At 38.4% G+C, this 20,124-nt stretch carries 26 protein-coding genes; 12 read left to right on the top strand and 14 right to left on the bottom strand.

The features are described 5' to 3' along the window. The first annotated feature begins 2 nt into the window (after positions 1-2). Together AC0IWT_RS08895 and AC0IWT_RS08890 are read left to right on the top strand one after the other, a co-directional pair. On the top strand, positions 3-350 hold the full coding sequence (locus tag AC0IWT_RS08895; protein ID WP_471796870.1) for a response regulator transcription factor: 348 nt from the start codon (positions 3-5) through the stop codon (positions 348-350). 229 nt (positions 351-579) lie between these two features. Continuing rightward, positions 580-1,437: a PRC-barrel domain-containing protein gene (locus AC0IWT_RS08890; protein ID WP_471796869.1), complete on the top strand. Its 858-nt coding sequence runs from the start codon at positions 580-582 to the stop codon at positions 1,435-1,437. Positions 1,438-2,093: 656 nt separating this feature from the next. Here the strand turns inward: AC0IWT_RS08890 and gap are convergent. The 3 genes from gap to pfkA are packed head-to-tail and all read right to left on the bottom strand — an operon-like array spanning position 2,094 to position 4,935. Beyond that, on the bottom strand, positions 2,094-3,092 hold the full coding sequence (gene gap, locus AC0IWT_RS08885) for a type I glyceraldehyde-3-phosphate dehydrogenase (RefSeq protein WP_029280245.1): 999 nt from the start codon (positions 3,090-3,092) through the stop codon (positions 2,094-2,096). Positions 3,093-3,099: 7 nt separating this feature from the next. Then, positions 3,100-3,942, bottom strand: coding sequence for a hypothetical protein (locus AC0IWT_RS08880; RefSeq protein WP_471796868.1), 843 nt, complete (start codon positions 3,940-3,942; stop codon positions 3,100-3,102). 6 nt (positions 3,943-3,948) lie between these two features. Then, positions 3,949-4,935 carry a 6-phosphofructokinase gene (gene pfkA, locus AC0IWT_RS08875; RefSeq protein ID WP_056871399.1) on the bottom strand — a complete coding sequence of 329 codons (987 nt, stop codon included), beginning with the start codon at positions 4,933-4,935 and terminating at the stop codon, positions 3,949-3,951. Between the two features lie 110 nt (positions 4,936-5,045). Here pfkA and AC0IWT_RS08870 point away from each other — a divergent pair, with 110 nt between their 5' ends. Continuing rightward, a complete protein-coding gene (locus tag AC0IWT_RS08870; protein ID WP_056871398.1) occupies positions 5,046-5,735 on the top strand; it encodes an NUDIX hydrolase in 690 nt (229 codons plus the stop codon). A 99-nt stretch (positions 5,736-5,834) separates the two neighbouring features. Here AC0IWT_RS08870 and AC0IWT_RS08865 read toward each other — a convergent pair whose 3' ends face one another. Continuing rightward, on the bottom strand, positions 5,835-6,014 hold the full coding sequence (locus tag AC0IWT_RS08865) for a hypothetical protein (RefSeq protein WP_056871775.1): 180 nt from the start codon (positions 6,012-6,014) through the stop codon (positions 5,835-5,837). 163 nt (positions 6,015-6,177) lie between these two features. Between AC0IWT_RS08865 and AC0IWT_RS08860 the strand changes: the two genes are divergently transcribed. After that, positions 6,178-7,071 carry a hypothetical protein gene (locus tag AC0IWT_RS08860; protein WP_471796867.1) on the top strand — a complete coding sequence of 298 codons (894 nt, stop codon included), beginning with the start codon at positions 6,178-6,180 and terminating at the stop codon, positions 7,069-7,071. Positions 7,072-7,215: 144 nt separating this feature from the next. On the opposite strand, the gene AC0IWT_RS08855 is transcribed toward AC0IWT_RS08860, so the two are convergent. Then, positions 7,216-8,076 carry an N-acetylglucosamine kinase gene (locus tag AC0IWT_RS08855; protein ID WP_056871396.1) on the bottom strand — a complete coding sequence of 287 codons (861 nt, stop codon included), beginning with the start codon at positions 8,074-8,076 and terminating at the stop codon, positions 7,216-7,218. Between the two features lie 218 nt (positions 8,077-8,294). Here AC0IWT_RS08855 and AC0IWT_RS08850 point away from each other — a divergent pair, with 218 nt between their 5' ends. The 4 genes from AC0IWT_RS08850 (at position 8,295) to AC0IWT_RS08835 (ending at position 12,045) form a co-directional block, all read left to right on the top strand. Next, entirely contained in the window at positions 8,295-9,317 is a 1,023-nt protein-coding gene (locus tag AC0IWT_RS08850; protein WP_471796866.1) for a threonine aldolase family protein, read from the top strand. A 17-nt stretch (positions 9,318-9,334) separates the two neighbouring features. Further along, complete coding sequence (gene accC, locus AC0IWT_RS08845) at positions 9,335-10,828, top strand: acetyl-CoA carboxylase biotin carboxylase subunit (protein ID WP_471796865.1); 1,494 nt, start codon at positions 9,335-9,337, stop codon at positions 10,826-10,828. 9 nt (positions 10,829-10,837) lie between these two features. Next, a complete protein-coding gene (locus tag AC0IWT_RS08840) occupies positions 10,838-11,425 on the top strand; it encodes a riboflavin synthase (protein WP_471796864.1) in 588 nt (195 codons plus the stop codon). A gap of 158 nt (positions 11,426-11,583) precedes the next feature. After that, entirely contained in the window at positions 11,584-12,045 is a 462-nt protein-coding gene (locus AC0IWT_RS08835) for a DUF4268 domain-containing protein (RefSeq protein ID WP_471796863.1), read from the top strand. Here the strand turns inward: AC0IWT_RS08835 and AC0IWT_RS08830 are convergent. Continuing rightward, positions 12,042-13,193, bottom strand: a complete 1,152-nt coding sequence (locus tag AC0IWT_RS08830; protein ID WP_471796862.1) for a tetratricopeptide repeat protein — start codon at positions 13,191-13,193, stop codon at positions 12,042-12,044. The two genes, AC0IWT_RS08835 and AC0IWT_RS08830, sit on opposite strands and share 4 nt — an antisense overlap. Before the next feature lie 131 nt (positions 13,194-13,324). On the opposite strand from AC0IWT_RS08830, the gene AC0IWT_RS08825 reads away from it, so the two are divergent. The 3 genes from AC0IWT_RS08825 to AC0IWT_RS08815 all read left to right on the top strand — a co-directional run bounded on the left by AC0IWT_RS08825 (position 13,325) and on the right by AC0IWT_RS08815 (position 14,574). Then, positions 13,325-13,621, top strand: a complete 297-nt coding sequence (locus AC0IWT_RS08825) for a hypothetical protein (protein WP_056871774.1) — start codon at positions 13,325-13,327, stop codon at positions 13,619-13,621. 15 nt (positions 13,622-13,636) lie between these two features. After that, positions 13,637-14,227: a porin family protein gene (locus AC0IWT_RS08820; RefSeq protein WP_471796861.1), complete on the top strand. Its 591-nt coding sequence runs from the start codon at positions 13,637-13,639 to the stop codon at positions 14,225-14,227. A gap of 71 nt (positions 14,228-14,298) precedes the next feature. Then, a complete protein-coding gene (locus tag AC0IWT_RS08815) occupies positions 14,299-14,574 on the top strand; it encodes a hypothetical protein (protein WP_471796860.1) in 276 nt (91 codons plus the stop codon). 33 nt (positions 14,575-14,607) lie between these two features. On the opposite strand, the gene AC0IWT_RS08810 is transcribed toward AC0IWT_RS08815, so the two are convergent. The 5 genes from AC0IWT_RS08810 to AC0IWT_RS08790 all read right to left on the bottom strand — a co-directional run bounded on the left by AC0IWT_RS08810 (position 14,608) and on the right by AC0IWT_RS08790 (position 17,488). After that, positions 14,608-15,552: a YihY/virulence factor BrkB family protein gene (locus tag AC0IWT_RS08810; RefSeq protein ID WP_471796859.1), complete on the bottom strand. Its 945-nt coding sequence runs from the start codon at positions 15,550-15,552 to the stop codon at positions 14,608-14,610. Positions 15,553-15,613: 61 nt separating this feature from the next. Continuing rightward, the gene (locus tag AC0IWT_RS08805; RefSeq protein WP_471796858.1) at positions 15,614-16,021 is read right to left on the bottom strand and encodes an META domain-containing protein; all 408 of its coding nucleotides are present in this window, start codon (positions 16,019-16,021) and stop codon (positions 15,614-15,616) included. A gap of 46 nt (positions 16,022-16,067) precedes the next feature. Further along, entirely contained in the window at positions 16,068-16,280 is a 213-nt protein-coding gene (locus AC0IWT_RS08800; RefSeq protein WP_056871385.1) for an alkylphosphonate utilization protein, read from the bottom strand. Positions 16,281-16,355: 75 nt separating this feature from the next. Then, positions 16,356-16,895, bottom strand: a complete 540-nt coding sequence (locus AC0IWT_RS08795; protein ID WP_471796857.1) for a DUF4199 domain-containing protein — start codon at positions 16,893-16,895, stop codon at positions 16,356-16,358. 113 nt (positions 16,896-17,008) lie between these two features. After that, positions 17,009-17,488 (bottom strand): response regulator transcription factor, encoded by a 480-nt coding sequence (locus tag AC0IWT_RS08790; RefSeq protein ID WP_471796856.1) that lies wholly within the window; start codon positions 17,486-17,488, stop codon positions 17,009-17,011. 153 nt (positions 17,489-17,641) lie between these two features. Between AC0IWT_RS08790 and AC0IWT_RS08785 the strand changes: the two genes are divergently transcribed. Beyond that, positions 17,642-18,427 carry a hypothetical protein gene (locus AC0IWT_RS08785; protein WP_471796855.1) on the top strand — a complete coding sequence of 262 codons (786 nt, stop codon included), beginning with the start codon at positions 17,642-17,644 and terminating at the stop codon, positions 18,425-18,427. Here the strand turns inward: AC0IWT_RS08785 and AC0IWT_RS08780 are convergent, their stop codons facing one another. From AC0IWT_RS08780 to AC0IWT_RS08770, 3 genes are read right to left on the bottom strand one after another with little or no spacing between them, the layout of a single operon-like run. Further along, positions 18,428-19,036, bottom strand: a complete 609-nt coding sequence (locus AC0IWT_RS08780; protein ID WP_471796854.1) for an alpha-ketoglutarate-dependent dioxygenase AlkB family protein — start codon at positions 19,034-19,036, stop codon at positions 18,428-18,430. Then, entirely contained in the window at positions 19,012-19,260 is a 249-nt protein-coding gene (locus tag AC0IWT_RS08775) for an Ada metal-binding domain-containing protein (RefSeq protein ID WP_471796853.1), read from the bottom strand. Before AC0IWT_RS08775 ends, AC0IWT_RS08780 begins: the two co-directional genes overlap by 25 nt. After that, positions 19,254-20,105 carry a methylated-DNA--[protein]-cysteine S-methyltransferase gene (locus AC0IWT_RS08770; RefSeq protein WP_471796852.1) on the bottom strand — a complete coding sequence of 284 codons (852 nt, stop codon included), beginning with the start codon at positions 20,103-20,105 and terminating at the stop codon, positions 19,254-19,256. Before AC0IWT_RS08770 ends, AC0IWT_RS08775 begins: the two co-directional genes overlap by 7 nt. Between the last annotated feature and the right edge of the window lie 19 nt (positions 20,106-20,124).

The following is a 20,124-nucleotide window of genomic DNA, read 5'->3' as shown; positions in this document are numbered from 1 at the left end:
TAATGATAGTTGACGATAGTCCGGAAATATTAGAGGCCCTGCAACTGATATTTGAGCTCGAAGATTACGAAGTAGTAGTTGCTGATAGCGGCCATGCAATTATTCAAAAAGTATATCTTCATCAGCCTGATATAATTTTGTTAGATATTATGCTTGGGGATTTTGATGGAAGAGACATTTGCCGTGAAATTAAGGATGATGAGATGATAAAAAAAATTCCAATCATCATGATATCATCTACACATGGCATAAACACATTTCTCCAATTGAAGTGTAAGCCCGATGGTTATATGGCGAAACCATTTAACGTGGCAGAACTTACGGCGCTTGTTGCCTCGAAATTAGCTTAAATTATTATTCTTCACTAAACTGCGGCCAATAATTAAATTTTCTGGTTTATATCTATCAATCGCTTACTAAGAGTAGTCGCATTTCATGCCCGTTCCGCGGTGTCTTTTGTATCCGTCTATTATTTAAGTTATTACAGACGCCCAATCTTTCTCTTTTTTAAACTTCAAACCATTTAGAATTGATGGTGTTAAATTATGGACTGAATAACAGTTTTAAAATTTGAAAGATATGAACGAAGGAAAAATTGAATATGTCAACCTGGAAGAGTTGTCAAATACCGATTACAAAATTAGTGACGGCCAGGCCAATATTACTTCCTGGCCAGTTCTGGATGAAAGCGATAGTACTGTTGGTAAGGTAAGGGATCTCTTGTTTGATCCTTCGCAAAATGCGATACGTTACATTATCGTTGATTTAGATGAGTCGATTGCTGGCCCGGATGAAAAGGCTATTTTAATACCTATAGGTTATGCGAATCTTGCCGACGACAGAAAAGCCGTTGTAATACCTGTGATGAGCATTGAGCAATATCAGTTAATGCCGAGGTATATTATTGGCGAGGTAACAAGGGATACTGAAATGCAAATAAGATCTGCTATTGGCAGCCCCGCTGCGTTAAGGATAGAAGAAGAAATCGTAGAACTTGAGCATCCAGACTTTTATCAGCATCATCATTTTGATAGGGGAAACATTATTTTTCAGGAATTTTCCCATAAACCAGCTGAAACCGAACCTACAATAGCGCCTGCAGACCGTGAGGAAGAAAGAGCGACAATTCATGACCTTATCGATAACTCGCACACAAACATTACCAGCTCGTATGCTAATGATAATGTAGCCCATCAGTTACACGAACAAGCAGGTGGAACGGAAACCGGTAGTGCTTTTGAAGTTACTGCTGATGGAAGAATTTTTAATATTGAGCCGCAAGACAATGGTACTTACAGGATTCTGGAACACGGTGAAAAAGTTGGGGTAATTTACGCCGAATCAGGAGAGAGAGGTGTTCAGTGGGCAACCATGGATGAATTAGATAGTAGGTTTGTCGAGGTAATTGGCGAAGCAATTACGTCCCACAATGCCTAAGCGACCAATTAGGTTGTTTTGATAATATATGCTTAAGCTTTATTCTAAATTGAATTATTTTGGGTATTGGCTGTTCAAAATTAGAAGCTATAAAATAAGAAAAGGAGACCTTATCCAAGCGTCTCCTTTTTTTCTAACCAAATATAAACCTGTTATGAGCCAGGCTTTGTCTTTAATTCTCTTTATCAAAACTAATTTTGCCAAGAGAATGATTTATCTTTTCTATATGAATAAACATCTTCCGTTTATTACTCTACAAATATAGTAAAATTTTTCTTAGTGTAAAAAATACACTAACATTTTTTTAGGTATTTTTTTTGTCATTTTTTATTCACAATTCTTTTTAATGAAGATTTGATGAATTAAAATGATTGTGTTGCAAATATACCATAGATTTATTCACAGCAATTGTTAAATCTTATCAACTATTGGTATAATCTGCCCAAAATTTCACTTATTTCTTCAAAAGTCGTAATATTTTGACCAGCTAACTATCTTTTTTACTTGATATCGTTAATAAACGGTTTATAATAAATAATGTTTTACAGATTAAGTTAAATTTATGTTAAATAAATAATCTATTCATATGTAAAAAAGATATATAAGCAAAAAAGACTCCATTAAGAGTCTTTTTTGCTTATGATGTTAGCAGGCGATTACAAGCTAGCGTAATATTCTACAAATTTAGCTAATGCTGAAGAGTAACCCCATTCGTTATCGTACCATGAAACAACTTTAACAAAGTTGTCGTTTAATGAGATACCGGCTTTAGCATCAAAGATAGAAGCATGGTCATCTCCAATAAAGTCTGAAGACACGACTTCATCCTCAGTATAAGCTAGAACACCTTTCAATTCACCTTCAGAAGCTGCTTTCATTGCTGCTTTAATTTGCTCATAAGTTGCTGGTTTTTCTAAACGAGCAGTTAAATCAACAACTGATACATCTGCAACAGGCACACGGAAAGACATCCCTGTTAATTTACCTTTCAATTCAGGAAGAACCATTCCTACTGCTTTTGCAGCACCCGTAGATGAAGGAATAATATTCGAGAAACCTCCGCGGCCGCCTCTCCAGTCTTTCGCAGATGGGCCATCAACTGTTTTTTGTGTTGCAGTTACAGCGTGGATTGTACTCATTAAACCTTCTACAATACCAAAGTTATCGTTTAATACTTTAGCAATTGGCGCCAGGCAATTTGTGGTACATGATGCATTAGATACGATAGTTTGATCTGCAGTTAATTTATGATGATTTACACCCATAACATAAGTAGGGATATCGCCATCTTTAGCAGGAGCAGAGAAAACTACTTTTTTGGCACCTGCCGCAATGTGTTTCTCAGCATCAGCACGGGTTAAAAATAAACCTGTAGATTCAATTACTACTTCAACACCAACAGCATCCCATTTCAAATCAGCTGGATTGCGTTCTGCTGTAACGCGAATGGTTTTACCGTTAACTACTAAATTTCCATCAACAACTTCAATTGTACCATCAAATTTGCCATGGGTAGTATCGTATTTTAACATATAAGCCATGTAATCCGGCTCAATTAAATCGTTTATTGCTACAATATCTAATCCTCTTTTCAAAGCAGCTCTGAAAACCAGTCTGCCGATACGGCCAAAGCCGTTTATTCCAATTTTGCTCATTGTTTTGTTAATTAATGTAATGTTTTAATAAATTAAGTATTGGTTCTTTTATTATGCTTTTTATTGTCAAATCGTATTTATCTGCCGTATGTATCAACCTGTCCTGAAATTCTGCTGCAACCGTTCCAACAAAATGTAATTGCTCTTCCGGATATTTTTCAACCATTGGCAGAACACAAGTCCTAAAATGCTTCTCAAACCCTTCGTCTATCATTCTGATAATATAACCGTGTTTATTATTTTGTACGAAGAATTCAAAAAAAGAACTCAAAAAAATGTTGGCTTGTGGCTTATTATAAATTCTTTCAAATATCTGCGGCCTGTCCAGGTTATAAGTTCTGTTAAATTTAGCCTCGAGCTCTGCCGGCAAACGGTGATTTAAATAACTTTTCAGCAATATTTTGCCCAGGTAATTTGCCGAACCCTCGTCGCCCAATATATAACCTAGCCCAAAGTTGTTCGTAAGCGGTTTTTTACCATCAAAATATGCGCAATTAGAGCCGCTGCCTAACATAGCAACAATTCCGGTTTTATCATAGCAGGCTGCTTTTGAAGCACCAAATAAATCATTTTCGACGATTATTTTACTATATCTAAAAAATGACGACAGCGTTTTTGCCAGTTCTTCTTTTCTTTCTGCAGATGATGCTCCGGCGGCAAAAAAGTAAATCTTTTTAATGCTTTCCGCATTGTTTACCAAAACTACTTTTTTATTTAAAATTTGAAGAATAGTTTTCGAATCTACAAAACATGGATTCAGGCCAGTTGTATTGCAGTGTGCTACAACCACTCCATTTTGTGTAAGTTTCCAAAAGGCCGTTCTCGAACCGCTATATACTACTGCTATCATTTTAAATTAAATCGATAAAACTTCCGTCATCTCCATCAGGTCATCTTCAAGCTTAAACGTGTGGTTAGACAGTGCTTCCTCAATACTTGTAAGTTTAATTTCATTGCCTCTTAAACCTACCATTTGCGCACTCTCGCCCGAAATCAGCGCATTCACTGCTGCAAAGCCCAACCTGCTGCCTAGTATTCTATCGAAACTGCTCGGACTGCCGCCCCTTTGCAAATGCCCCAGAATGGTAACTTTAGTATCATAATGGTCAAAAGTTTCCTTAACCCGTTTTGCAATATCATAGGCGCCACCTTGTTTGTGTCCTTCTGCAACAATAACAATACTCGATGATTTTTTTGTAGCAGCACCTAAGGCAAGCTTTTCAATCAATTCATCAACACTGGTTTCAATTTCCGGTAACAATACTGCTTCTGCGCCACTGGCTATCGAGCTTCTTAAGGCTATACAGCCAGAATCACGGCCCATCACCTCTATAAAAAATAACCTGTCGTGTGCATCTGCAGTATCTCTTATTTTATCAATTGCTTCAATTACTGTATTTATTGCGGTATCGTAACCTAAAGTAAAATCAGAACCGCTTAAATCATTATCTATCGTGCCTGGTATACCAATTACTTTTACGCCAAATTTTTCACCAAAGCGTTTCGCTCCTGTGAAAGTTCCATCGCCTCCAATAACAACTAGGCCGTCGATATCATTTGCTTTTAAATTTTGGTAGGCAATTTCCTGCCCTTCATCCGTTTTAAATTCTAAACAACGGGCAGTTTTTAGTATTGTTCCACCCAGATGTAAAATATTACTTACAGAACGGGCGTCCATTGGTTTTATAGTATTGGCGATTAAACCCTGGTATCCTTGCATAACACCAAACATGTTGATGCCATGGTAAATTCCTGTACGAACCACTGCTCTAATGGCAGCATTCATTCCTGGTGCATCGCCCCCGGAAGTAAGTACAGCTATATTTTTAATATTTGGTTTCATCTTCGTAGTACGAATATAGTGTGTATTTTCTACACTAAGTAATTTATTTTATTTTTTTTACTTAATATTGAAAGTCATACCTTTAACGCTTAAATTAACTAAATTTTACCTTGGAACAAATTTTACCTCATTTAGATTCCGTTTTCTCCATCGACTGTGTGCTGTTTGGATTTGATGGTAAGGAATTAAAAATCTTACTCATTGAACGGAATGAAGAGCCATTTAAAGACTGGTGGGCATTACCGGGTAACATCGTTGGCGCAGATGAGAGCCTTGACCAGTCTGCTGCCCGAATCCTGTACGAATTAACGGGTTTGCGTGGCATTTATATGGAGCAATATTATGCCTTTGGCGACCCGGGAAGGCACCCGCAAGGACGTGTTATCACTTTGGCTTATTACGCCCTTATCCGTTTAGGCGGAGATAAAGATTTGCGCCCGGTTAGTACTTATGCAAAACAGGCGAATTGGTTGCCAATTACCGCACTTCCAAAACTAGCTTTCGACCACCAGAAGATTTACGATAAGGGTTTAGAAAAAATAAAGCGGAGAATTAAACACCAGCCAATTGCATTCGAATTGCTGCCTGAGAAATTTACTTTAACCCAGTTACAGCATGTTTATGAACTTGTGCTTGGTAAAAAACTTGACAAACGAAACTTTAGAAAGAAGATTGTCAGTTTTGGTGTTCTAAAAGAACTAGATGAGAAGCAAAAAGGTGTATCATACAGAGCTGCAACCTTATACCGGTTCGATAAAAGAAAATACGCCAAACTCTTCGGAAAAGAAATTTCCTTTTAGCGATAGTAAAGCGGTGGCCAAACTAAAAAGGTGTATCATAAATGCGGTTATCTGCTTCAGCGCAGCGTTAGGCATTCAGGATACACCTTTTGTATTCTATTAAATATCCAGTTCGAATGATGATCTGGAAGCTTTATCTGCCTGATCTAATAAATCGGCATCATGTGCTGCAGCATCCTCGCCGCTAATTACCGTGCTTTGATTTAGGGCGTCTTCTTCGCTGGTTAAAGCATCTTCCTTATCGTCAGAAAGTTCTTCTTTGTTCGGGTCTATACTCATTTGATTGGGATTTAAAATATTCGTCAAGTTATCGTTTTTGTAAGCAAATTACAAGTATTTTAGTCCAGAAATAATTCAATCCGATATTGAAATGTTGTGTCAACCCAATAGTAAAAAGCATGTTGTTTTCATCCTGCTAATTTTAGCCTTCTGCGTCAATTTTATGGCATGTAAGATTTCCCTCTCAGGAAAAAAAACGCCGAAAGTATTAAGTGCTGATTATTGCGTAGCCGATTATGCGCAGGGGCTGCCAGCTTCGTATAACGATTCTGATTCGTTAAGGATTGTTTTTAAAATGCTATCTGGCAATTTGACTAGTGAAGAATTACGGCTCGCAAATACAACGGGTATTTTGCGCCAGATCAAAGAGCGGTATGATTTAACCAACAGCAATAAAGATAAAGGTTCATTGCGCATCCGGGCACTCGATGTTGAAATTGAGAACAGAATTACCTACGCAGGAAATGTGCTTAACGGTATCTCTGCAGCATTGCGTTGCGAATCTGAGCGGACTGGAAGGGTTGCTGATTATCTGGACGATCTTGGGAAAAAGAGAGTGAACAGATTTACTGTTGGGGCTATAATTGCTGGTGCAGTAACGGGCGTTGCGCCTTTAATAATTAAGGCACAGCAGCCGCAAAATGCAGTCGTAATCGCAGGGTCGGGTCTGTCTGCAGGTTTGGGCATTGCAGCGTTAACCAATAACCGAAAAAAAATACAGTTGTCTTTTCAAAAAAATCTGCTTTCGGATATCTGGTATGTTCCCGATAGCTCAAAAGTGTATCCTAAATTTGTCTGGTTAATGCTTAATGAACCTGATGAGGTTTCGGGCGGACAAAAGGCATCCGTTATAGGGAGGCTTAAAAAAAGGTGGCTAAATTTTGAATTCGAGCAGAAACTTAGCGACCATCTTCGCATGCTTCTTTTTGATAACGGTGGCGTTTTTACAGAAAGCGAGCTCAACACCAGGCAGGTTTTGCTTAATCAGCTGAGTACAGAAGTGCAATTGCTTAATGTAAAATTATTAACGCTTTCACGTAAATTGAAAACTTATTAAAGGCAGGTTAGTTGATGCCCGCAATTAAAAATTTTGGTAACAGCATTGCGTAGTTTCTACCAATAAAAAAAACCGACTGAAATTTCCAGTCGGTTTTTTTTTAGATATTATGAACTTCAGCTTAGTTAATAAAAGCTGATTTGATTAGCTTTTTGGAGCCAACTCCAGGTGGTAATGCACTAAATCATCTATTGGCGAGCGGATAATTTTACCAACGCCCATTTCATAGCGGTCGGCAACGATACTCAAAATATCGCGGAAACTGTAGCCAACAGAACCAACGCAGTTTAACTTGTGGTCTTTGTAATTTGGGTAATGAATTACCAAAGCTTCAAAAAAAGCAGTGAAAGCATAGTCGATGGTTTTGTAAGTATAATCCTCGTAACTATCTTTAAAATCGTATAAAAATTTACTGAAACTTGCGCAGAAACGGTTCGGTAATGGTTTGTTATAAATGTTATCGAAAATATCTTCGTTTGTTAAAGCGTAATTGTCGTAAAAAGCTTCTCTTAAACCTTTTGGCATATAACCTTTCATGTAATCGCCTAAAATGCGCTTCCCGATGTAAGAACCGCTACCTTCATCGCCCAGGAAATAGCCTAATGAGTCAATGTTCATGGTAATATCGGTTCCATCGTAAAGGCATGAGTTAGTGCCGGTGCCTAAAATACCGGCAAATCCGGGCTCGTTACCTAAAAGTGCTCTGCATGAGGCAAGTAAATCATGACCAACAAAAATTTCTGCGTTCACAAAAACCTGTTTCATGGCATCGGCAACAATTTTTTTATTTGCTGGCGTAGAACAACCCGCCCCGTAATAGTATACAGCCGTTAATTTCTCTTTTTCTAGGTGGTCCGGAAGAGTTTCATTTAAAGATTGTACAATATATTCCCCTTTTGAGAAATATGGATTGTAACCTTCGGTATTAAAGTAAATTTTTCTGCCGGCCTCGTTGATCAGGCACCAATTTGTTTTGGTTGATCCACCGTCTGCAATTACTATCATTTTATTTATTTTTGGTTTTAGCACGATAAAAGTATAAAAACTCTTATATTTTGTATCTTTTTTTTTAATAATTTTTTAACAATTTGTTGTTGTTAAAATATAAGTGTGTAAAAAATACACTATATAAGCTGTTTAATCATGCTAAAACCTTAAAATTATACCATATAAGGCATTGGTCTTATTTTTTAACCTAAGCTATTTTTTACAATTTTTATACGATGAATAACGAACTTTTAGATTTCAGAAGTGATACTGTAACCAAGCCGACTCCGGGTATGCTCGAAGCGATGATGAGTGCAAAGGTTGGCGACGATGTTTTTGGAGAGGATGAAACAGTCCACCAGCTGGAAACCAAACTTGCAGGATTATTTAATATGGAAGCGGGTTTATTTTGCCCATCAGGCACGATGACCAACCAGATTGCGATAAAGTGCTTTACACAGCCGATGGATGAGGTTATCTGCGACCAGACGGCACATGTTTACAGGTATGAAATCGGAGGCATTGCCTTTCACTCTGCGGCATCGGTAAGGTTGTTGCATGGCGAAAGAGGGATTTTAACTCCGGATCTTATCGAACCCGAAATCAATGAAGACAATATTCATTATCCTAATTCCAGTTTGGTTGTACTAGAAAATACTGTAAATAAAGGCGGTGGGAGTTGCTACAAGCTATCAGATATTGCTCCCATTCATCACCTGTGTAACATAAAAGGCTTAAATCTTCATTTGGATGGCGCCCGTATTTTTAATGCATTAACCGCTACAGGAGATAGCGCCCACGATTATGGCCAATATTTCGACGGTATTTCGGTTTGCTTATCGAAAGGCTTGGGCGCTCCGGTTGGCTCTGTTTTGCTGGCCAGTAAAGCAACCATCCACAAAGCAAGAAAAATAAGGAAGGCTTTTGGTGGTGGAATGCGGCAGGCCGGCTTTCTTGCCGCTGCGGGAATTTATGCTTTGGATAATCATGTAGAAAGATTGAAGGATGATCACAAACATGCGAGAGATTTGGCGGCAGCATTAAGTGGTACAAGCTATGTAAAATCAGTTATGCCTGTTGAAACCAACATTGTAATTTTCGAAGTTGCAGCCGGAACGGCAAACAAAGTTGTAAGCCGATTTCAGGAAAAGGGGCTGCTTTGTAACACCACAAGCTCAAGTACAATAAGATTGGTTACACACCTCGACTTAAGCAGTTCGATGATTGATAGGGCAATCGAAATAATAGTACATTTGTAATTTACCAGCCTAACCAAATGCCACAAATCTCGAAGATTTTAATCGCAAACCGCGGAGAAATTGCTTTACGTATCATGCGTTCGGCAAAAGAAATGGGAATTAAAACCGTTGCCATATTTTCAGAAGCAGATAGGGACGCTTTACACGTCAGATATGCTGATGAGGCCGTATGCGTTGGTCCGCCGCCCTCTAACCAAAGTTATCTGGTTGGGGAAAAAATTATAAGTGCATGTAAGGAAACCGGAGCAGAAGCCATCCATCCTGGCTACGGTTTTCTTTCTGAAAATGCAGTTTTTGCAAAAATGGTGGCTGATGCCGGGTTGATTCTAATCGGGCCATCGCCGGAAGCAATGGAAACAATGGGTAACAAGCTCTCTGCAAAGGCGGCGGCGCTGAAATACAACATCCCAATGGTTCCCGGAACCGAAGAAGCGATTCAAGATGTGAATGAGGCAAAGCAGCGTGCAATTGAAGTAGGATTTCCGATTTTAATAAAAGCGGCTGCCGGCGGTGGTGGAAAGGGGATGCGTATTGTAGAGCAGGCTGCAGATTTTGAAGAACAAATGCAACTGGCTGTTTCAGAAGCTACTTCTGCGTTTGGCGATGGCGCAGTATTTATCGAGCGTTATGTAACCTCGCCGAGGCACATCGAAATACAGGTTTTAGGCGATACACATGGTAATATTGTGCACTTGTTTGAACGCGAATGTTCTGTGCAGCGACGCCATCAAAAAGTTGTTGAAGAAGCTCCATCAGCAGTTATGACGGAAAAAATAAGACAGAAAATGGGCAAATGCGCAGTCGATGTAGCCCGTTCTGTGAATTATACCGGTGCCGGAACCGTTGAATTTATACTCGATGAAAACCTGGATTTCTTTTTTCTGGAAATGAATACCCGGCTACAGGTTGAATACCCTGTTACAGAATTAATTACCGGAATTGACCTTGTAAAGGAACAAATAAAAATTGCTGCCGGCGAACCAATTGGATTTTCGCAGGAAGACCTGAAGATAAGTGGCCATGCGATAGAACTTAGGGTTTATGCTGAAGACCCAAATAATAATTTTCTTCCGGATATTGGTAGACTTCAAACCTATAAAACGCCCAAAGGTAACGGCGTAAGAGTGGATGATGGTTTTGAACAGGGAATGGAAATCCCGATTTATTACGACCCAATGATCGCGAAGCTCATCACCTTTGGTAAAGATAGGGAAGAGGCAATACAGAGAATGGTTAGGGCAATTGAAGAATATGAGATTACGGGGATAGAAACCACCCTTGGATTTGGTAAATTTGTGATGCAACACGAAGCTTTTAAAACCGGGAGGTTTGATACTCATTTCGTAGGTAAATATTTTAACGCCGGAAGTTTGAAGGCTGAAAATGACGATGAAGCCTTAATTGCTGCGGTAATCGCATCGAAATTGTTTCAAAAACCGGAAATTGATGTTGCGCAAAAAGATTTGTCGGGAGTTACCTCCAATTGGCGAAAAAACAGAATGAATTATTAATAGCTTGAAATGTTTACCGGAATAATCGAAACCCTTGGCGAGGTGACAGCCATTAAAACCGCACAATCAAATATTCACTTTACTATTGCTTCAGCGATTAGTAAAGAGTTAAAAATCGACCAAAGTGTGGCGCATAACGGCGTTTGCCTTACTGTTGTGGCTCTTGGAGAGGATACCCATACAGTAACGGCTATTGATGAAACACTGAGCAAAACGAGTTTGGGTAATTTAAAAACCGGCAGCAAGGTAAATCTCGAACGTTGCATGCAAATGAACGCCAGACTGGATGGACACATCGTTCAAGGGCATGTTGACCAGACCGCAACCTGCATAAAACGAGAAGAACTGGACGGAAGCTGGGAATTTCGTTTTAAATATGATGCTTCCCTCGGAAATGTTACGGTAGAAAAAGGTTCGGCCTGCGTAAACGGAATTAGCTTAACAGTTGTAAATTCAGCTGCTGATGAGTTTTCAGTATTTATCATTCCATACACCTTTGAACACACAAACCTGCAGGAAGTTATGCCTGGCGATGTTGTAAATCTAGAGTTCGATATTATTGGAAAGTATGTCGCCAAACTAATGGGCAATAAATAACATTGTGAAATTATCTTTAACCGCAAGCGCCTAAAGCTTCATTTCATTCAAACATTGCTAATAGTTGAGGCCGGCAAATACTTGATCGCGAGCGAAACAATCCCTTTTAAAACCGAATTAAACTTTAATTTTGCTGTAGAAAGCAAGCAGAAGCTAGTATGTATAGTAAGGAAGAGGCGGCAAAGTTACGGCAACAGTTTTGGATAAGTTTTGGGCAATATATGAAACCGGTTCCTGCTGCTGATGGCTATCCTGTAAATTGGATAAATTACAAAACCGGCGTTAAACACGTTTTCATTAAAATGGATGTTGATACCAAAAAAGCCATCATCTCCATTCAGCTTAGCCACACTGATGAAGGCATACGGGAATTGTTTTTCAACCAATTTGAAGAATTCAAAACGCTGTTTGCAAGTTCCATGGGCGAGCAGTGGCACTGGATGCAGGATGCGACAGACGAATACGGCAAAACGGTTAGTCGGATATCAACCACACTGGAAAACGTTAATATTTACAACAAGCAAGACTGGCCCGAGCTGATTTCTTTTTTTAAGCCCAGACTGATTGCACTTGATGAATTTTGGGACAATGTAAAACCCGTTTTTCAAAATTTAAGCTAATCAGGGTTTTTCAACTGCTCCATTCTGGCTTTTACGTAAGCAATTTCATCTTTATCTGCTTCTGCATTAAGCTTGCTTGCAAGGTAAAGCTTGTAATATTTTTCTGCCTGTTTAAGCTGCTTATACTTGGTATCGTATAAAATACCCAAACGATAGTAGATGGCAGGCGTTTCTTTAAACTCCAGGCCTCTTTTATAAGCGGAGTTTGCCTGCACCAGTTTGTCTGTTTCCTGATAAATTAGACCCAGCAAAGCGTAATAATCGGCGGTGTTTGGAGAAATTGCTTCATCAATTGTTCTTTTTGTATAGATAGCGGCGGCTGAATAATTTTTGAGTGCTCTATAGCCCAGCGAGGTATAATATAGCGTAGCCTCATTTTGTAAGCCCATTACTTCCAACAGCTTAAATAAGCTTATTGCTTTTGTATAGTTTTTGGTAAAATAGTAGGCCTTGGCAACGTCTTTAATTACATAAGCATCGTTATCAACACTCAAAATCTTCTCGCCAGAAGCAATAACTTCATTATATTTTTTTAAAAAATTAGCTATCGGTAAAAGTGCTTTTTTTAAAATGATGTTACCCGTATCAGCAGCAATGGCTACATTTAAAACCTTATAGGCTTTTTCCCGCTCTTGTAAACCGGCATAAACATCGGCCAAATCATTAGCAACATCGCCTTCCAAAGGGTTGATTTTGTTCGCTTTGACAAGGTATAAAAGTTTAAGTGAATCCTTATTAGAGGCAAACAGATTAGCCAGCGATTTATAGACACTAAAATTATTGCTATCTATCTTTACAATTTCTCCGTAGTACAATTTCGCTTTGTCAATATTTCCCCGCCTTGAATTTATGCTAGCCAGGCTAAACAATATCGGTAAACTCTGCGGTTGCACGCTATAAGCCTTGAGGTAAAATTTCTCCGCATCTACGTTATTGCCACTCATCAGGTAGCAATAGCCAATTTGCGACAGCGTTCTGGCATCAGTTATGTCTTCCCCATAAACCGTTCTTAAGTAATTTGCAGCATCAGCGTACCGCTGTGTCTGGTAAAAATCGAAAAGCTTTTCTTTATCAACCAAATTAGCCGTTTGGCTGAATACGGCATTACCACATAACATGATTACAAGACTAACAAGCCACCTTTTCATATGATTTAGTTTTCAACTAATCTATTAGTTGTTTTTGGTAATTGCAAATCCTCGTTAAAAATTTTCCTTCTGAAAACAAAAACGGCCTGTCGCGGTTTATTGTTTATAACATAATATTAAAACAAGAAGCTATGAATACTTTAAAGAAGTTTGAATTAATGGAAAAGATTGTGCGTGAATTGGAAGATTTACAAAATTCGCAACAGGCACTTATCCAAAAAATAGCGAAAATCGAAGTAGATAATATCGAATTAAGCGATAAAAGATTAGAAAACGATTTGCCGGATATTCATCAGAATCTTGCCGATAACTTAGATACGATTTCAGGTATTTTAGATTATTTTGCTGATAAGACTCAGAATTTTGGTGATAAGAACAATGTAGATGCGCTTAAAGAGCAGGAAGCAATAAACAACGCAACAAGCTAATTAATAAACACGATCATGAAATCTCTCTATCTTTCAATCGCCTGCTTGTTTGCGGGCTTTTGTGCAAGTGCACAAGTTTTACCTTCATTCCAGCTTGGCGTAAAAGCTGGTGCTAACTTTTCAAAATTTGATACTGAAAATACTTTCAGTAGTGATAACAGGACAGGATTTTATGGCGGGTTGTGGGCGAGAGTAGGCGGAGCGGGTGTATTTTTCCAGCCTGAGTTATACATTTCGGGTAAGAAAACCAATTTGGTAAGTGATGCAACCGGGCAGGTAAATCAGGTAAGGTTTACAAGTTTAGATGTGCCACTGTTAGTTGGAACTAAGTTTGGCGCTGTAGGCGTTGGCTTGCGTGTTAACACCGGCCCTATGTTCTCCCTTATTTTAGATGACAAGCAAAGCTTAGGTCAGGCAACTGGTAATGTTTTTTCTGGTAATTTTAAGGATCAGGCAGTTTCCTGGCAATTCGGAGCTGGTTTAGACATTAAGAAACTTAGCATCGACGCAAGGTATGAGCTTGGCCTGTCCAAGTTAAATAAAGACGGCTATCCGCCAACTAAATTAAACCTCTTTACAATCGGCTTAGGCTATAGAATTCTATAAAAGTAGAATTCTTTTAGCTGGACTTTTGAATAATAATGCTTTTAAAATACAACTAACCTAATATTTACCCTATGAACTTAAAAGAATTATTACTTAAAGGGCAAAACTTTGTTGCCTTGTTAAATCAATTCAGAATTGATGTGAATGATTTAATTATCAAAGATGAGGAAACACTTTTTAACGACAAACCTGTAAAAAATACGGAGGTGATTAAAGAATCTGTTTGGATAGAAGGAAAGAACAATGACGGACTCGTTTACTTATTCGGAACCTTACATTACAATCTCTTAAACAAACTTGCAGTATTTGAGATGCAGGACTACGAAAAAATACCTGCAGTGCATTAAGTGATTCTACCAAAAAAGAGGATAATTGATTTTTCAGTTGTCCTCTTTTTTATGCGCATCTAATTCGCCGTCGATAGCGGTTAGCTCATATGCAAATGCGCCATTTTTGGGGATGATTGGTGTATCTCTGCCAACACTTAAAGCTTTAATAAATGATGCGCCAAAATAGAAAATAAGTGAGGAGTAGAAAACAAAAAGCATAATCACGATGATGGAACCCGCAGAACCGTAAATGTTACTGATGTTGCTGAGTGGCAAAAGGATTCGCAGAATAAATTTTCCGGCCGTAAATAAACACCCGGTTAGCAGTCCGCCAGAAATTGCTGCCCGCCAGGTTGGCCTGCCATTTGTTAAAAACCTGAAGAGAATGGTAAACCACGCGGTAACAATAATTACAAACACCAACTGATTGATGATAGAAGTTGCTACCAACTCAAATGAAGGCGAATTCGTTTTCAGGTAAGAGCCAATTATTGCCTGAATACTATCTGCCAGAAGCCCTATAAAAAACAGGATTCCCGCCAACAAAATAATCGTAACCGAAATTGCCCTCGACTTTAGTGTGTCCACAATACCCTTTTTATCTTGTAAACCAATATTCCAGATTTGTTCAAGAGAATTTTTAATAACGTTGAACAGGGTTGTAGCAACAAATAAAAAGAAGACAAAGCTGAAAAGCGTAATGTACCATTCCTGATTTATACCGCGGATATTTCTTAACGTTAGCCTTATCTGGGCAATACTTTCATCATCGAGTATGTTATTCAAGCGCTCAAAGAGGTGCGTAACCAACAACCGTCTATCGGTAAATATGCCGAACAGCCTGATTAAGATGATGAGAATAGGAGGCAAGGCAAAATTGGTAAAAAAAGCGGTTGCACCTGCAAGTCGCAATGGGTCGTTTTTTTGAAATAAATTGAACGCTTTTCTCAGAGTTGAGAAAAAAAACTTTAAATCCCGCGTTAATTTTAGATACATTGTTCTTGCTTAAAAGGCCGAAAATAACAAAAAATTGGTTCTGTAGAAGCCTTCGTAAATGTTAATTTGTTGAATTCACTTTTTTAAAAACCAGTAGCGTTTGTTCACCTTTAAATAGTTTTAACTGACCATCAACCAATTTGGCATTATCCGTTTCATTTAATGCAGTTAGGAAAGCATTTTCTTCTGAGGCTGTTTCCTGACACATCATTTTTGTACCGTATATATTCTTTAGCGACACTTTTCCGTCACTCATCTCCGCTTTCCCGCCGTAGTTGTTGCAGAAAGATTTCCCGGTTACATTTAAACTATCGCCGAAATTTAACGTTGCTTTAGCAGTTTCAGGGAGCGTTTTGCCGGTTAGTTCAGTCAGTTCCCAGGTTGTATTTTTCAATTTTGCAGGGTCAAGCTTTTCCAGACAAGAGCTTAAGAGGCATATCAGGAAACAAAATATTAATAATTTTTTCATAGGTTTTGATTTCGCAGATTGCTACAAAAACCAATCCAATAAATATCTAGTTTTTCTTCTTCAAAAATTCAGTTTTCAACACCAGAATGGTACCGTTTACTTTTCCTTCTATGGCTTTAGGATCATCAGTTAAGCGAATATTTTTCACCGCCGTTCCTTGTTTAATATCCGAAGCCATTCCTTTAACTTTTAGGGTTTTGATTGTGGTAACCGAATCTCCCTCGTTTAGGATGTTTCCGTTGCTGTCTTTAGTATCCATGATTAAAATTTTCGGCGAAGTTAGAATTATTAATCAATAGATTACTTTAAGCGGCTTCCAATCTCTGAAATAGAGTTATTCTGCCATTAAGCGTGGTTCAGCTTTCGTCCTTTTAAAAATTAAAGCACAAATAACAGAAACAATTAAGCCGACAGGCAGGATTTCCATGTAAGTAAAGAGAATGATTAAAACCGGACTCTTGTACATTTCCTTATAATCATTCATTTCTTTAACTTTTACAGCCATTTCTGTTGCGGTTGCTCCTGCTTTTTTAGCTTCTGCAAGGGCATGGGCGGTATATTTATCCATAAAATCAGGCACAAATAAATAGTAGTCGATTAACCACACCGCAACATACAAAGTCGATGCTATCAAGCTGATGTATGCGCCAATCTGAAATGCTTTCCCGAAAGATATTACGCCATTATTATGTTTATCGCGATAGCTTTTTACCGCGACAAATATAAAGGAAAACGCGAGCAGCATGGACGCATAACCGATAATCATGCTGCCTTCAAAATTTGCGTTCTTGTAGCAGTTAGTGATTGAGAACAACATTAAAGCGGAAACCACAACACCTGCAATTAACCCGAATACGATAATAATTTTTTTCATTTTAATTTTTTTTTAAGTTTCGAGGAGCAATTTCCAGGAAACATTTTATTCATCGTTCATACTTTCGGGTGATTTTTAAAAAAGGTCTGATTTACATGCTTTAGGGTGATTTTTTACTTGATTATATTAAGGCGCTTAGCCATTTCCACAGCCTGTGTTCTGCGTTTAACTTCCATTTTTTCGAACAGTTTTGAACTATGCGTCTTCACCGTATTTACTGAAACAAATAACTGAGCGGCTATTTCCTGGTTACTTAAACCGGTTGCCATTAGATTTAAAACTTCCAGTTCGCGTTTACTTAAATTGAGTTTCGCCAGGTCGTGCTGATTAACGGTGAAGTTTTCAGGTTTTTCCAAATAGATTTCCTTTTCGACAACGACAGTTTTAATTTTGGGTTTGGTGAGCCTTAAAGCCAGCCAGATGCCAAGGCCAGTAAAAACTAAGGCAATTATTCCTGCATATATTTCGAAAGCATGGCTCATTATTATAAACCGGAGTTCCAACCATTTCAACAAAAACAATAACACGGCCAATGAAATACCGTAAAGGATTACATTTTTGTTTTTAGTTACAAAGTTTGATTTAAGTAGCATTAAGTTTTCCCAGGTCAAAAATAGCAAAAATCGTAGTTATTAAATTACTGGCCCCAACCGCTATTATGTTTTCTTTAATGAGATAAATTTATTTCAATTATAAAAAGGTAAATAAAGATGATAAATTAGCAAATAAAAAAACAAAACCCATTTATGAGAACATCTTTAATAGCACTTTTCTTATCGGTAGCATTATTTTCATGCAAGCAGGAAAAAATTGATAAAACGTATAAGCCAAGAGCGTTAGCAGCCGGAGAAAGTTTCAATGATTTTCCAAAAGATAAAGGTGATGCATTAAAAATTGCTAAAGTTGATTCGGGTAGAAAGGAAGGCGACTTGTTTGTTGTAAAATTTAGAGATACCGCAATTCTAATTCAGGACGATCCAAGACCTTTAGCTACTAAATTTTACCAGCCAAAGTTTTTAAACAGTCAGAAAACGGCCGCACTTATCCAGGTAGCAGATAGCTCGGGTTTGGTTTCGCCATTTTACATTGTTTCGCTTAAAAACGAAAAACCCGAAGTTATCAAGTTGGATAGGCCATCAAACGGTGCAAACGATCGAAAAATAACTGTCGGTTTGAAGGAATTAAGCCTTAGCACCATTTTAGTAAATAACGATTACATCATTACACTTATAAATGGTAAGGTTTATCCTTTAAAGAGACAGAACGAAGCGGAGCGAATTCAGGGACAATTTTTATTTAGTTCGGGCGATAGGAAGACGCTTATTTTCGCAACTGCGAAGTCTCTATACCAGGTAAATTACATTACGGGCGAAACCGTGAACCTTACGGCGCCTGCCTCAATATTAGACCCAGCAACCGTGGCAACGAATGTTCAACAGAATTATCATTTTAAAGAGAATGCTAAAGGAAGTTTGTTTTTAGAAAAAAATGACGACAATAAAATTGTTGATATTAGCGAATTTAGAAAGTAGTTAGCCAAGCATTGTTCTAAACGTTAGGTTTATTCGTGGACGGCTTACCTTTTTAGTGGGCGGAAGTCGATGCAACCAATTGGTTTGGGTTTCATCAGCCATGATTAATAAGCTGCCATGCTCTAAAAAGGTGCCAATCGTTTCTTTGGTTTGCTTGTGCTTGAAAAGAAATTTTCTCTCCGCTCCGAAACTCATTGATGCAATTGCAGAATTTTTGGCCAATGCTTTTTCATCGTCACTGTGGTAAGCCATGCCTTCATCACCATTGTGGTATAAATTTAAAAGGCATGAGTTAAACATTGTGCCTGTTTTTTGCTCTGCTATGCTCTTTAATTCCAGCAGCTCAGCTGTCCACGGAAGAGCCGTTTTCGACGACCTTGAGTAGGTATATGAGTAATTTTCATCTCCGTACCAGGCTACTTTTCTTTTGGTAATTATATGTTTGCCCATAATAAAAGCTTCGTCATTCTTCCATTCAATAGTATTCAAAAGCACTTCGAAATAACGGTTTGCTTCTGTTTCAGAAAACAATTTTCCATAATATTTAACCGTTCCGCCATGTGGCAGCAGATTGGTGTCTTCATTTATCGCTTTGCTAAACAAATCCATCTTTTATACTTCTGTTTTAAACAATTTCCGCAAGGCCGGAATCCATGTGCAATAGCGTCACTTTCTGTTGCGAAGAACACCCGGTTTTCCATTTTCATTCGCTTTCCGGATTTACAATTCAAATTGCCGTAAATTTTTAAGCGACTATTCCCTGCGAAACAAATTTTTTTATTTTTTACCTGCTTTTTCAGCACCCCTGATGATATTTCCGTGTGTTTTACCATGCCGGCTGCGGGTTCGATTTTGTTGCTTCCCAACCGATTATGGCTGTTTTTCTATCGGCACCCCAATGGTAGCCGCCCAATGCACCACTAGACTGAATTACCCGGTGACACGGAATTAAAAATGCAACCGGGTTGTCGCCGATGGCTGTCCCCACCGCTCTTGCAGCATTCGGGTTTGCTAAATTCTTCGCAATTGCCCCATAGGTTGATAGTTGTCCCATTGGTATTTTCAGTAAACTTTCCCAAACTTTTATTTGAAAATCAGTTCCTTTTAAATGCAATTTTATTTGCCGGAGTTTGGTCCAGTCATGGTTAAAGATGAACAACGCATTTTGCTGTTCTAAATCTGCTAGCTGCGTGTAAATGGCTTCCGGAAATTTGTTTTGCAGCGTTTGCAGCGCCATATTTTCATCTTCATAAAAAGATATATGACAAATTCCTTTCGATGTGGATGCCACAAGGATGTTCCCGAATGGACTTTGGGCAAAACTGTAATTTATGCTTAGGTTTTTGCCACCATTTTTGTATTCGCCGGGGGTCATCCCTTCAATATTAATGAATAAATCGTGCAGACGGCTTGAACCAGACAAACCTGTCTCCAGGGCGGTGTTGAATAAGCTATGATTGTTTTTAAGTAACTGTTTTGCGTGGCCAATACTTACATATTGCAAAAAACGTTTTGGACTTGTGCCCGCCCATTCGCTAAAGAGTTTTTGGAAATGAAACGGACTAAGATTTACCTTTTCGGCAATTTCTTCCAAACTTGGCTGACTTTTAAAATTAGCCCGAATGTATTTTATGGCTTCGGCAATTCTATTGAAATTGAGCTCATCCTGTGCTTTCATAATATTTTGAATGATTAAT

The sequence above is a fragment of the Pedobacter sp. AC464 genome (assembly GCF_979253075.1).
The sequence above is the reverse complement of the archived record's forward strand: the minus strand, read 5'-3'. Positions and strand labels throughout refer to the sequence as shown.